Origin of the sequence: Allohahella marinimesophila (assembly GCF_039538005.1) — a bacterium.
Taxonomy (GTDB): domain Bacteria; phylum Pseudomonadota; class Gammaproteobacteria; order Pseudomonadales; family Oleiphilaceae; genus Allohahella; species Allohahella marinimesophila.
In genome coordinates this window covers 611,374-624,743 of sequence record NZ_BAABBO010000007.1, presented here as the reverse complement: position 1 = coordinate 624,743, position 13,370 = coordinate 611,374, and the positions used below count along the sequence as shown (strand labels likewise).

Genomic DNA, 13,370 nt, shown 5'->3' with positions numbered 1-13,370 from the left:
CTCAGACCCGCCCTCGGCGTTGTCGCGCTGCGGGCCCTTCAAGCTCAGTCACACCAGCTTCGAGATAGTCCAGCAGTCGCTGCATCGAAGGCAATGTTCGGCGGCAGGCCGTGAACCCGAACTCGATCTGATCCCGGTAGCTGAGCATGGTGATATTCAGCGCCACATGATCGACGGGTATGGAAACGGGGTAGATGCCTTCGAGCATCGCACCATTCCAGTACATGGGCTTTTCAGGGCCCGGGACGTTGGAAATGACGACGTTGAAAGCCTGCCACTGTGGCGCCAGTCCTGTGAGGATATTCAGCCCGGAGGGTGCCAGGGTGAGGGCGGTATAGTTCAGCATCTCCTCAGGCGTCATCATCTTGAACCGACTCTTGGCCTCGTCGATGGAGCCTTTCACTCGCTGTAAGCGATCGATTGGGTCCGCGATGTCCGTGCCGAGGTTCGCCAGTATCATGGCAATCTGATTGCCGCTTTCGCTATCGTCCTGACGAATGGACATCGGTACCATGGCAATCAGCGGCCTGTCCGGCAAGGCATTCTGGTTCAGGAGATAGTGACGCAGGGCACTGCCGCATACGGCCACCAGCACATCATTCAGCGTCGCGTGATTACGCTTCGCAATCGCCTTGATCCTGCTGATCTGTACTGACTGAGCCGCAAAACGTCGAGAGCCGGTTATGCGCTGATTCAGGATTGAACTGGGGGCCTGGAAGAGTGACACCATGTCCTCATGCTTGCGTGCCTGCATCAGCGTTCGTGTCAGTTCCTTCGCCAGCTTGGGAACTGTCGCGATCTGCTTGCCTGCATCGCCCGCGAGATGAATGATGCTCTGAACGACATCACCGCTGGTCAGCGTTTCGCTGCGCTGGGAAAGCTTTGGGCTTATCGCCCAGATAGGTGGCTTGCCGCGCGTGTTCGGATCATAGTCCTGCGAGCGCAACATCATCCTCATGGCTGCTATGCCATCGACCATACTGTGATGGGCCTTGTGGTAGAAGGCAAAGCGCTTGCCACGAACGCCTTCGATCAAGTGGCTTTCCCACAGGGGACGCTCACGGTCCATCAGCGTGCCATGGTTGGCGGATACCAACGACAGCAGTTCACGTATACGGCCAGGCTTGGGAAGCGCTTCATGCTGGAAGTGGTGATCGAGGTCGAAATGCTGATCCTCTTCCCAGTAATACTGTCCGAATCGCAGCCTGAGTCTCAAGTTGAATGGCGGCTCTGGCTCCCGGTAACTGCGCATCTCCTCGGCAAGCCGGGTGATGTAGCCCGGGCCTGCGCCCTCTGGAAAGGAGAATATCATCAAGCCCCCCACGTGCATTGGCTGTGTTCGTTTCTCCAGCCAGAGGAACATCTGGTCTACCGGGCTGAGTGCTTTCATGGCTAGTCCTTATCCTTGTTGTGTTGATCGAGCATCGGGCCAGTATAGAGCGGCCGGGCGTGCGATCATAAATATTATCCCGCAAGGCTGCAGCTGGGCCATGGCATGAAGCAGATCATGGATATGGCTGCCCTCCCACTGGTAAACTGTGACGGTCATGAACCCTTTATCAAGATGTTGAGGAATAAGCCATGTTGACCCTGAGTCAAATACGTCCCGTGCCCCGGGCTACTGCGTTGATCGCTGCCTTGCTGTTCATCATACCGGGTGCCCAGGCGACACCAGAGCTCAGGAGTCCGGAAGAAACCCCTGTCAACGCCATCGAGCGCGAGTCCGAGCGGCAGATCGAGAGTCTCAAGCAACTGTATCTGACCAATGATGCAGTCAGTGCACTGCTGCAGCACCTGAACGCGCTATTGCGGACTCACGCCTTCACCGAAGACCGCATCGTCGATCTCGACAAGCCACAGGGTCTGGTGTATCAGCTGGATGTCAATGAAGCTCGCGAGCTGGTCGTGCGTACTGATGATTATCGCAAGGCAGGGGCGGCTCAGCACAGTTCGAAGTCAGTCGATGTCAGCGGTGTCGATCCCTACGTTGGCTATAACTGTGAGGCGCGCAGCCGAAAGTGCTGGATCACCGATCCCGTCGATGCCAGTTCAGAGTGGCTTACGCTTGCCCATGAGCCGGCGTCGGTAGAAAAGATCAGTGCCTCGATGGCCGAGCTGATCAAGCGTCTACAGCAGCGAGTTGGTAGCAGCTGACAGGCAGATGGTGAAACGGCAGCCTGACCCCAGGCTGGACTGTACACTGACATGACCACCATGCTTCTGTACGATGACCTGGACCATTCGCAGCCCCAGACCTGTGCCTGGTATCATTTCGCGTTCTGAAGCCTGCGTGCGGGTAAAGGCCTCGAACAGATGGCTCAGCTCCTCCTCGGCGATGCCTTCACCCTGATCGGTGATCTGCAGACAGAAATCCTGTGCTGTACGGAAGCAGTCGAGCACGACGACGGCGCCGACAGCGCTGTGTTTGATGGCGTTGGTCAGCAGGTTCACCAGCGCCCGCTCTATCAGGGCAGGTGCGCAATACACCCAGAGCTCTTCCTCGTCCCTGCTGCTACGTTGCAGTCTGACCTGATGCTTCTCGGCCAGAGCATAGACAGCGTCAGCGGCATTATCCATGAGGTCCTGTAGCGACACCTCACTGCGCTCGACAATCACCAGTGACTCGAGCTTGGCGAGCTGAATGAATTCCTCCGCCATGGCCAGGCTTTTTTGAGCCAGCCGCCTGGCATCGCTGATTCTCTCCCTGGACTCCACGAGTTCAGCCGCGTGTTGACTGCTGTCGATGCTGCTGATCAAGCTGTCCAGTGCATCGAAGGTGGCCAACTGTGAGGCCAGTGGAGAGCGAATATCGTGCGACACGAAATTGATGGCTTCGAGCCTGTCTTTCTGTGCCTCGTGAATGGGAAAGATATCGGTCAGACTGACCACCGCGCCTGTGGCCGTCTTTGCGTCAGGTCGAAACGGCGAAATGGACACGATATAGGCCAGGTTGGCCGCAGTGACTTCACGCTTGTGAACAGTTTGAGTCAGGATAGCCTGACGCAGGCTGTCTGCCCAGTCAGCACGGCTCACCAGTCGCGACTCGGGCAGATGGTCGCTGAGCGCATCACCATGGCGAACGCGCTTGCCCAGAATCTGCCTGGCGCGCTTGTTCAGTAGGACGATGCAGCCGGTCGGGCCCACGACTACGATCCCGTCTGATACCTCATTGATAATGGTTCGCGCAAAGCTGTTCAATTGTCCCAAGTTGTCGATCGCGCTACGAATGGTACGAATTTGCCGCTCACTGCTGCCCAGTTGCCAGCTGCTGTTGTCAGCTAGGCTCGCGGACGCTCTTGCGGTGCCCAGCATGGCCTCGAGATGTTGCTGCATCTCAGGTAGCTCGTCACGCCTTTCGCCGGAAAACTGCATATGAACGCGAGGCAGTGGTCCCCGCACGCGGGCGTCGTCGGGGAAGAGCGGTGCCAGTTCAAAACTGAGTTCTACAAGATCTGGGTCGGTATCGACAAGCGGCTCATCTTCGGTCTCAAGCGTTTGATCAGACAACTCTGCTGTATCAACGACCGAATAGTGCAGTGGCTGGAAAAACTGACAGACTTCACTGATCCAGCGACCATTGTCCTGGCCGCGTCGCCCGGTCATCTCATAAAGCTGGGGCTGAATCGACAGGCGCAAAATCTCATGCCGAAGATAGCGAGAAGTTCTGGTGAGACGACGCCAGCTCCATATGGGGTAGGCCGTCAACAGAACGGCGACGATGGCAGATGGCGCCAGCCACATCTGTAGCGCACTCAGGGTGACCAGCGACAGCGTCATCACCAACGCTGTGCTCAGAAGCACCAGGATCAGGCCCAGACTGGCTGGCAACAGGACCAGGGCCGTGACGACAATGGCAATGGCTGCGAGGGCAGTCAGGTACTCGAGCCGCTTGTCAGCCGGCGAGATGAGTCTTTGTTGTGCTATGGCTTCGAAAGTGCCGCGATGAAAGACAACACCAGGAACGCTGCGGCTGCGATCGGTGTCGGCGATCGACAGCGTGTCCCCGAGGCCGGGACTGCTTGACCCCACGAAGACCGTTCGCCCCCGAAGGTCGGGCAGGCTCATGGGTGTGAGGACATCGACATACGACCAGGATCGCTCGGCGCTGCGCCCCAGTCGGGGCAGTATCTGATCGCTGGCGTGCTCCGTCCGGCGGCGTTCCAGACTTGAGGTCGAATGTCCGGCTCTTAGCCGCCAGGCAGCTTCTGCCAGAGAGTCGAAGGTATACCAACTGGCCTCTGCCGCACTGGAGTCGAGGTCCATATTCACGAGCTCGGCAGCCTTGAAACTGCGGGTGCGGGGGCTTCGTCTGGCGATGCCGTCGATATCGAGTGCCACTTCCGTCAGCCCGATTCGAGTACTCGACTGGCGAAGCGGGACCAGTGGCAGGACGCCATAATCACCGTCGGTATGCATCGGCAGAACTATACGGCCGTGAGACTGAAACGCTGTCTCCAGTCTGGCATCGCCTTCTCGGGGTTCGCTGAACAGGATGTCGAATACGATGACCTCCGCTCCCGCCGCCGTGAGTGTGTCGACCAGTTGGGCGTGAATCTGGCGGGGCCATGGCCATGGACCAATGGCACGAATACTTCGTTCGTCTATCGTCACGAGCTCGCTCTGCTGCATGGTGAGTGGCGGTGCGTTGGCAAGTGCCAGGTCCAGCGCAAACAGGTCAAGCTTTTCGAACACAGCTGTCAGGGACAGCACGGCGTATAGAGCGACGAGCGCAAGGCCAAGCAGCACGGGCTCGATGAGCATGCGTCGAACTGGTGTAAAGCTCTTGGGGTGAGTGGTCAGGGGCATCTTGCTCGTGACGGCTTATAAGATGCGTTTGCCAGGCGCTCCGCCGGACAATTTGAGCTCGAACTGCTGCGGTGCCTTGCTGTCCACCCTGAATTCGAATTGCTGAGGCACACCATTGAATCCCTGTTGGTCAACGACCTGGAGCGTGAGCTGATAGACGCCCTCGGCGGAAGCCGGCAGACGCAGTCGGTTCGAGTCGCTCAGACCGGTGTCGAGCAATTGATAGCTATGGCTATTATCCGCCAGCCCTTTTCGAGCGATGCGATAGCGGATGAAACCATGTCCAGGATCTTCTGCCCAGGCGGCAAAAACAGGCGCTTCAGCTGACGTGCCGGTGCGACTGATGCTCATCCCCTCAATACGCGGCAACACCTTTTCCACCACACCTTCGGTGGTGGTCACAGTTGCGCCATCTCCTGCCGATATCCTGGTCTCATTGTCCAGCCTTTTCAGGGCAACAGCGCCATCATGGACCTCCAGGCGACTACTGTTCACCGTTTGCTCAAGCACGAACACGGTGCCTCGGACTGCAGCCGTGACTTCACGTGTCTGGATTTCATACCGACCGTCGGGGCCGACCCGGTCACGCACCTCGGATTTGACACGCCCCTTGCGTAGCCTCAGACGTGTATCCACCATGCCGGAGTCACCAAAAAATCGGAGCTGGTTGAACTCGATGTCCGCCTCTCGTCCCAGCTTGAGGCGTGAGCCGTCTTCAAAGCGCACCCTCGCGGTGCCTTCTCGACCTTGATGCGATCGCCGACGTTCAAAAGATGGCCCGAGCGCGCGGCTTCTCGGCGAGTTTCACCCCGGCGATAGACCCAGACTGTGCCTTCGGTGTCAGCGAGAGTGGCGGGGCGGGGGCTGTGTCTGAGCCATTCGAGCGGAATGCGGATAGTGGCGCCTGGTGGAATGGCAAACGCATCGCCCAGGGCGTTGTGTCTGACCAGGTCCACCCAGGCAAATGGTGCCTGAAGATAGCGCTTGCCGACCATTTCCAGGCTCTCTGACGGCGTCATCGGATACAACCAGTCTCCGCCTTCAACTGTCCCAATGGCGTGATCTGGTGCTTCGCCAGCACCGGCAGTGGGGGCAATAACTACGAGCCAGCTGCCTAGCAGCAGAAGCATGCCACACAGGACCCGTACTGGCGGTCGCCGACATCTGAAGCGGGTTGTGATCACGAGACTGGGTTGTCGGCAGGCAAGTTGGCGTCTGCTGGCGTGGAGCTGTCTACCGACTCCAGCCTGTAGCCACGCTGATACACGGTTTTGACCCGAAAACCGTTTTCCGGATAAAGCTGGAGTAGGCGGCGCAATTTGCTGATATGAGTATCGACGGTACGAGTTTTCAGGCCGCCTCTGAGGCCCCAGATCTGTTCGAGCAGATACTCCCGGGTCAGTAGTCGGTTGCAGTTCTCGAACATGAAGCGGGCCAGCTTGAAGTCCATATCGGTGAGTGGCGGCGTCTGACCCTTGAAAGAGACTGTGCCGGCTTCGACATTCAGACTGTAGCAACCGAAATGGCTGCTCTGGTCTCGAGTGTCGTCCTGCACATGGCTTCCGCGACGGCACAAGGCGCGAACTCTGGCGCAGAGCTCGCCTTTGCGTGGGGGCTTGATCATGTAGTCATCGGCGCCAGCGTCGAGGGCCATCACAATGTCGCTCTCGTCGTCCCGCTGGGTCAGGAACAGGACCGGCATGGGCCAGCGCTGTCTACCGCGAAGATCCTTCAGCACCTCGATACCGCTACGACCGGGCAGCTGCCAGTCCATGATGGCAAGATCCCATGTACGGTTCAGCGCTGCATAGAGGAAACGCTCGCCATCGGAGAAATGCTGACAGCTGATCCCGTTCGTCGCCAGCGTGGCGCGAACATTATCAGCGATGCCTTGATCGTCTTCGAGTAGTATAATGCTCATTTGATACTGATCGGTCTGCGGGCTGCTTGTGCAATAAGTCTGGCATAAAACTCCAATTTTGCATGGTGTTGCAGTAGTCAGTCGGCAGCGTCACCCTTGTTTATCGTTCTGACTCTGGAGAGCAGCAATGAATACCGAGCAGGCAATACACGGCCGGGTCACCGACCGTTTCAGTCCGGCACACGCCGAGCTGATCAATGAAAGCTACAAGCACAACGTTCCGCCTGGCAGTGAAACGCATTTCAGGCTGACACTGGTCAGTGAGCGCTTTGGCGATCTGAACGCAGTGAAACGGCATCAGCTGGTCTATGGCGAATTGAAAGAATTCATGGCGCCAGGCGGAGTGCACGCGCTGGCCCTGCATACCTTCACTCCGGAAGAGTGGGCTGAAGAGCAGGGTGTTCCCGAGTCTCCTGATTGCATGGGCGGTAAAGCTGGTGCCAACCCCGACGTGCGGCAGGATTGAACTGATGAGCCAGTTCTTTCAGATTCATCCGGAGAACCCGCAGCATCGGCTGGTGAAGCAGGTTGTCGACATTCTCAGATCCGGCGGTGTTATCGTCTATCCGACTGACTCCGGCTATGCGCTTGGTTGCGCTATTGGAGACAAGCAGGCCAGCGAGCGGATTCGTACTATTCGTCGCCTCGATGACAAGCACAACTTTACGCTGGTCTGTAAGGATCTTTCAGAAATTGCGCTGTACGCCAAGGTGGATAACCAGCAGTACCGGCTCATCAAGCGGGCGACGCCTGGGCCATTTACCTTTCTGCTGTCAGCGACCAGCGAGGTGCCACGCCGTCTCCTGCACCCCAAGCGGCGACAGATCGGCATCCGCATTCCCGATAATGCGATCGCCAGCAGCATCCTCGAAGAACTCGGGGAGCCCATCATGAGTTCAACGCTGATTCTGCCTGGCGAGACGGCACCACAAACGGATCCCTACGATATTCGGGCGACACTTGAGCATCAGGTCGATCTCATTATCGACGGTGGGTTCTGTGGCTTTGAGTCGACTACAGTCGTGAGTCTGCTCGATGAAGTGCCGGAGGTCATCCGGCAGGGAGCAGGCGACGTTACCCACCTCAATCTATGAGGCGGTTTGCCGCCTTATAAAACGTTAGGCGTTGATGCTGACGGCGAAGCGCTGACGCATCAAAGCCTGTTCGCTGGCGAGATCAACAGCCGCACCGGGGTCTTTCGCATCTGGCTGAGCCACTGGGCGGGAGGTGGCTTCCTTAGCCTGCAAGCGACGCAATTGATCCAGCCGCGTGGTCAGGTCGGGAAGTGAGTTATGTGTGCTCTGTTCGCTCAGCAGACTGCTGAATACCGGGTTTTCCGAGCCATAGGCACTTTGTAGCCGCAGGTTGTTACGCAGATATTCGAAGGTCGGGGTATGCGTGCTCAGTTTCACGAATACCTGCTTCAATTCTGAAGACTGGTTGAATTCGTCGGCAATGCGGGTTTTCAATGCGTCCGGTAAGGGACCCAGCAGCGCAAATTTGCCGTCTTCATGGCGTTCCAGCGCAATGGGGGTATTGCCAGGAATGCCATGTTCCGACAGTTTCTGCCGCAGCAGATTCTGGATGGCAAAGGTTTCAGGCGCAATATCTGCGCCTGCCTGTTGCAGGGTTACCCGAAGATAACGGCCCGGCACAGTGCTGCGGCTGCTGTCGTCGCTGCGCTGCAAGCCTTCGACCACAGTTGCTCCGCCACCTGCCTTGGCCGCATTAGCCGCCTGCGCTGAGGGGCCACCAGCCGCTGCTGTGCTGGCAGGGCTTTTCTTGTCCTGATAAGCGCGGTAGCCTTCGCTTAGTAATGTCTGTATCAGTCCCATACATGCTGTCTCTTGTCCGCTTGCGCTGTGCAGGCCTATCGACGCCAGGTGGGTCGTGGCAAAAGCCTGCCAGTTTTAGCTCTAATTGAGCTCTTCAGCGAAGTGAAGCAGATTGCATGCCACATTTTCGAGCGCGTCCGGCGCTTTACCCAACCAGGGCCTTATCTTGACTCAACAGGACACCTTTCTCTGGCACGACTACGAAACCTTCGGTGCCGATCCGACCCGCGATCGGCCGTGTCAATTTGCGGCCGTTCGTACCGACAGCCATCTGAACTTGATCGAGAAGCCAGTGGTCTGGTTCTCACAGCCGGCGGATGACTACCTGCCCGCGCCTGAAGCCTGTCTGATTACAGGTATCACACCGCAACGGGCGCTGGCTGAAGGTGAACCTGAGGCGGCATTCATGCAGCGCGTACTGGAGATCATGTCGGTGCCTGAAACTTGCGTCGTTGGCTACAACAGCCTGGCTTTTGATGATGAAGTCACCCGATTTTCAGCCTGGCGCAATCTGTTCGATCCCTACGCTCGGGAGTGGCAGAACGGCAACAGTCGCTTTGACCTGATCAATGTCGTCAGGATGGCGAAAGCGCTCAGGCCCGAAGGCATCCACTGGCCGCAAAACGATCAGGGGAGGACCAGCTTCCGGCTCGAACACCTTACCGCCGCCAACGGTATCGAACATACCGGCGCCCATGACGCACTGGCCGATGTGAATGCCACACTTGCCCTCGCACGCCTGCTGAAGTCAGCGCAGCCGAAACTGTTCGAGTGGGCGCTCAAGTTGCGCGACAAACACTTTGTCCAGGCGCAGCTGACGCCGTGTTTTACCACGGCATTTCTTCATTTTGGCGCCGAGTATGGCGCCGAGCGTAGTTGTACTGCCTTGCTGGTTCCGCTCGCCATTCATCCCCAACAGAAAGCCTGCATCATTTGCTTCGACCTCAATGCTGAGCCTGATACGCTCCTGGCAGAGAGCAGCGAACGTTTGTTGGAGTTGATGTATATGCCGGAGGCTCAGCTGGGTGCAAACGGAAAGCGCCCGGGCCTCGTGCAACTGAAATGCAATCGTGTGCCGATGCTCGCTCCGGTGTCGATTCTCAAGAGCCTGCCGGAGGCGCGGGTAGCTGAACTGCTGCCGCAACTCGACGCCATGCGCCGTCGAATGAAGGTGCTGCAGGCCAACAGGGCGCTTGTAGAGGGCAAAATTGCCGAACTATTTCAGCAGGAAAGGACGCAGACGCGAAGCCCTGAAGCCGAGAGTAGCCTGTACAGCGGTGGCTTTCTCAGTGCCAACGACCGGCAGATGCTTGACGCCTTCCGAGGTGGCCTGTTTGCCCTCGCCACTGGTCAGGAACCCGCCAGCATGGCCAGCATCGATCTGGATGCACTCAGGTTTGCCGATGAACGGCTGCCTGATCTCTGTCTCCGCTTCAAGGCTCGCAATTTTCCTGAACTACTGAGTGAATCGGAGCACGCGCGCTGGTCGAACTACCGGGTGCAGCGACTGCACCATGGCGCCGACAACCGTACGCTCACACTAGAGACCTATTTCCAGGCACTGGAAGCGCTCGCCATGCAGCACAAGGCGGATCCGGATAAAATCGAAATTCTCGAAGAGCTCAAGATCTATGGCGAAGCGCTGGTGGACGATATTGAGCCGGAGTATTGAACTCCGACTCAATTGAGACTACTCGCCAGTATTGAAAAGGGCATTCTGCTCGACGAACGCTTGTTTCGCTGGCAGCGCTGTCATGTCCTTTGGCGGCCACGGCAACTCAGCCCCTGCTGAATCGAGGGCAGCGGCTTCTGGCGCTGTCGAAGCTTCAGGCTCGGCATAAAACAGCAGTCCTTCTGGCGACTCCACGAAATGAGTCTGGTAGTACGCCAGCACGTCGGCCTTGTTTAACGCACTGACCGTCTCGGCGATCTGCTTCGTGGTATCGAAGTCTTCATTGCCAATATCGATTTCGGTCCAGTACCGGTCGGAGCGTTGCTCCAGTGTCTTGTCCTTCTCAAGCAGCCTGGTCACGAGAGCGGCCTTATGCTGCTCGAAATCCTTTTCGCTCATGCTATCGAGGTTGTCGGCAAACTCGTCAAGAAAGGCGGTGGTTTCGGCGTGAATTTCCACCGGCCGATGACTGGGCGACTGCACAATAAACGCCAGACCCGGCACTTCAAGCAGTGTGAAAGGCGTGGCGAAGACGACGTACCCCATCTGCTTTTTTGTGCGCACCCTGTTGTAGTAAGGCGTGCTCATCATCTGCGCCAGCAGGCCGAACTGCGCGCGATGCTGGTAGCTGCGCGAGGGGCCCTGTACGTAATAGAGATAAGCCCAGTCGGGGTGTTGCGTCTGTTCGCGGGCGTGATATCGCGCATCGGTGATATCGACTATCCTGCTCTTTTCCACCGAAACCGGTGTGGCATCTTCCAGAAGGATGTTCTGAACGACTTCAGACGCGGCAATGGCCTGGTCTCTGGTCACGTTACCGTGCGCCAGGATCGTTGCATGCAGTTCACTGAGGAAACGATCAGCAAAGGGCTTCATGTCTTCTGCCGACACGGCCTCAAGTGCCGCGGCCTGTTCCTTCTCGTCCCAGGCCGGTTGTAACAGCGTGCGTCGTGATCGGGTGGCAATGCGTTCAAAAGGCTTGCTCTGCTCGGCGTTTCTCAGGCTGCGGAGAATTTCCTTCTTGATCTGACTGAATCTCACCGGATCGATTTTCAGGCCCGCCAGCGTACTGAGCACCTTTTCCACCAGTACATATTGCTTGTCGCTATATCCGTCGATACGCAAGGTTAGGCCGCGGACATGCTTGTAAAGCTTGAAATCGAGCCCGGCGACGTAGGCTTCGTAGGTATATTCGTTGAGCTTGTCCTCAGTCAGGCTGACCAGCATTTCGGTCATCACGAGGTCTCGAACCGATGCGTTCGCCACCGGCGACTGCAGGGATACGTACAAGCTGGCCTTGGGCGAGCCAAAGCTCGTATCCTTGGCATACCAGGTGTCCATGCCGGGACGCTCGATCAGCCGCTTCGGCTTTTCCGAGTCAGCGTCTGCCAGCAGATCAAGTCTGTCTGGTATGAAACTGTTGCGCCCAGGCAAGGCTAGAAGGTCACTGACGGCGAGTATTTCGTCAGTACTCGCTGCCTTGTCCTCGCTAGTGCCACTATTATAGAGGGCAAGATCGGTAGCCGTGAGCTGGTGCACCGAATAGGGCACCTGATACCACTGTTCAAGCTTGTCGAGTCCCTGCTGATCTGGTGCCGTCAGCAATGCCAGCATGTTCTCCGGCACGATCTGCTCGGCATATTCGCGGATGAGTTCAGCGTCGAACTTGTCGAGCGTGTAGGGCGCAGACAGCACGATGGCTGGATCGAAATCATGCAGACGGCCAGCGAGTGAACTGACCAGATGAATCGGTGCTGACTTCTCCTGAAACTTGAAGGCCAGCTCCATCATTCGCTGCTGTTCCTGGAAGCGCCACGCTTCAATACCTTTTTCACGAATCAGCTCGACGTATTCGAAAATACCCGCAATGACGGCGTCATGCTCGTCGACACCCTGCTTGGTGAGATTCACCGAGATGCTCAACAGCGCCCGCTGATCAGCGTTGATGAAGATGCCCGCCGAGAGGCCTTCAGCCAGCTGTCGGGCCTTGAGTGCAGAGAGCAGGCTACCTTCACCCTCATGTCCTATCAGGTAAGTCAGATAGTAGAGTGGCTTGGTCTGGTAGTGCGGCAGCGTAGATGGCACGTCGAATAACAGTGTGAGAGACCGTCGCTCGCGAAAGGGTTCTATGCGCACCAGCGCAGGAGTCTCGGTATCTGTCAGGAAGCGCTGCTCTAGGGCTCGCTCGTCCGGGACATCGAGCGGTCGCGTATCGGGTGAAAGACCAGGCTCGCTTGAAGCTTCGAGGTGCTCAAGAGAGGGTTTAGCCGGTACCGGTTCGAATAGCGGCTTGACCATCGCTTCCAGTTCGTCGAGCGGCTCGGTGCCAAGGACGACGAGCCGCATCTGGTCGGCGCGATAATGTTCTGCATAGAATTTCAGCAACTCGTCACGGATCGTAGAACCGTCACGATCTTCAAGTGTATTAAGAGAGCCCACCGCGAATTTAGACATTGGGTGCGCCTGGTTGATCGTCTCCTTCAAGACGCCGAAGAAGCGACGTCCATCATCCTTGAGCTTTGCGCTGTACTCAGAATTGACTGCGTTCTTTTCACGCTCGACATATTCGGCGGTAAACAACGGCGCGGTAAACTGCTGCGAAAAGCGATCGAGCGCCGGTGCAAGAAACTGCTTGTCGATATCGAAGAAATAATTGGTGTGGCTCAGGCTGGTGCTGGCGTTGTGCGAGCCGCCGTGCTGATTGATGTACTTCTGATAAGCGTCCGCATCTGGATATTTTTCGGTACCCAGAAAAAGCATGTGCTCAAGGAAGTGTGCAAGGCCCTGTCTGTCGACCGGGTCATTCTCGCTGCCCACATGCACGTCCATTGCCGCGGCGGCCTTGTCGGTGGTGGGGTCCGAGATCAGCAGAACCTGCAGGCCATTCGGCAGGCTCAAGCTGCGATAATCTCTCGAGTCGTTCGGGCTTTTTTCAATCATGTCAGTCCGCTGCTCGTGAGTTGAATCCGAAGCGGCTCCGTCGCCGGCCTGTGTCGACCCGCCGGGCAGCGCCGAACAGGCACTGAGGAGCAGCATGGTAAAAATGCTTACAGGCAATATAGTTAAAAGCGGACTAAAAGTCTTGGCCCGGGGACGAAGGGCCGGAGAGGATTTTGCAAATTTAGGCATGATGTGA

11 protein-coding genes are annotated in these 13,370 nt (G+C 57.4%); 4 read left to right on the top strand and 7 right to left on the bottom strand.

Annotated elements, in window-relative coordinates; genetic code table 11:
- Window position 1: 1 nt before the first annotated feature.
- Window positions 2-1,390, bottom strand: a complete 1,389-nt coding sequence (locus ABD735_RS08315) for a WS/DGAT/MGAT family O-acyltransferase (RefSeq protein ID WP_344805245.1) — start codon at window positions 1,388-1,390, stop codon at window positions 2-4.
- Between the two features lie 191 nt (window positions 1,391-1,581).
- Here ABD735_RS08315 and ABD735_RS08310 point away from each other — a divergent pair, with 191 nt between their 5' ends.
- Window positions 1,582-2,154, top strand: coding sequence for a hypothetical protein (locus ABD735_RS08310; RefSeq protein WP_344805243.1), 573 nt, complete (start codon window positions 1,582-1,584; stop codon window positions 2,152-2,154).
- On the opposite strand, the gene ABD735_RS08305 is transcribed toward ABD735_RS08310, so the two are convergent.
- The 4 genes from ABD735_RS08305 to ABD735_RS08290 are packed head-to-tail and all read right to left on the bottom strand — an operon-like array spanning window position 2,128 to window position 6,727.
- Window positions 2,128-4,806: a CHASE2 domain-containing protein gene (locus ABD735_RS08305; RefSeq protein WP_344805241.1), complete on the bottom strand. Its 2,679-nt coding sequence runs from the start codon at window positions 4,804-4,806 to the stop codon at window positions 2,128-2,130. The two genes, ABD735_RS08310 and ABD735_RS08305, sit on opposite strands and share 27 nt — an antisense overlap.
- 15 nt (window positions 4,807-4,821) lie before the next feature.
- A complete protein-coding gene (locus tag ABD735_RS08300) occupies window positions 4,822-5,532 on the bottom strand; it encodes a FecR family protein (RefSeq protein WP_344805239.1) in 711 nt (236 codons plus the stop codon).
- Entirely contained in the window at window positions 5,427-5,936 is a 510-nt protein-coding gene (locus ABD735_RS08295; RefSeq protein WP_344805237.1) for a hypothetical protein, read from the bottom strand. Before ABD735_RS08295 ends, ABD735_RS08300 begins: the two co-directional genes overlap by 106 nt.
- 50 nt (window positions 5,937-5,986) lie before the next feature.
- The gene (locus ABD735_RS08290; protein WP_344805235.1) at window positions 5,987-6,727 is read right to left on the bottom strand and encodes a response regulator transcription factor; all 741 of its coding nucleotides are present in this window, start codon (window positions 6,725-6,727) and stop codon (window positions 5,987-5,989) included.
- Window positions 6,728-6,854: 127 nt separating this feature from the next.
- Here ABD735_RS08290 and ABD735_RS08285 point away from each other — a divergent pair, with 127 nt between their 5' ends.
- Both ABD735_RS08285 and ABD735_RS08280 read left to right on the top strand, forming a co-directional pair.
- On the top strand, window positions 6,855-7,193 hold the full coding sequence (locus tag ABD735_RS08285; protein WP_344805233.1) for a BolA family protein: 339 nt from the start codon (window positions 6,855-6,857) through the stop codon (window positions 7,191-7,193).
- Window positions 7,194-7,197: 4 nt separating this feature from the next.
- The gene (locus tag ABD735_RS08280) at window positions 7,198-7,821 is read left to right on the top strand and encodes an L-threonylcarbamoyladenylate synthase (RefSeq protein ID WP_344805231.1); all 624 of its coding nucleotides are present in this window, start codon (window positions 7,198-7,200) and stop codon (window positions 7,819-7,821) included.
- A gap of 24 nt (window positions 7,822-7,845) precedes the next feature.
- Here ABD735_RS08280 and ABD735_RS08275 read toward each other — a convergent pair whose 3' ends face one another.
- Window positions 7,846-8,562: a hypothetical protein gene (locus tag ABD735_RS08275; RefSeq protein WP_344805229.1), complete on the bottom strand. Its 717-nt coding sequence runs from the start codon at window positions 8,560-8,562 to the stop codon at window positions 7,846-7,848.
- Between the two features lie 166 nt (window positions 8,563-8,728).
- On the opposite strand from ABD735_RS08275, the gene sbcB reads away from it, so the two are divergent.
- Window positions 8,729-10,234 carry an exodeoxyribonuclease I gene (sbcB, locus tag ABD735_RS08270; RefSeq protein WP_344805227.1) on the top strand — a complete coding sequence of 502 codons (1,506 nt, stop codon included), beginning with the start codon at window positions 8,729-8,731 and terminating at the stop codon, window positions 10,232-10,234.
- Window positions 10,235-10,252: 18 nt separating this feature from the next.
- Here the strand turns inward: sbcB and ABD735_RS08265 are convergent, their stop codons facing one another.
- Window positions 10,253-13,270, bottom strand: a complete 3,018-nt coding sequence (locus tag ABD735_RS08265) for an insulinase family protein (protein ID WP_344805225.1) — start codon at window positions 13,268-13,270, stop codon at window positions 10,253-10,255.
- Window positions 13,271-13,370: the final 100 nt, after the last annotated feature.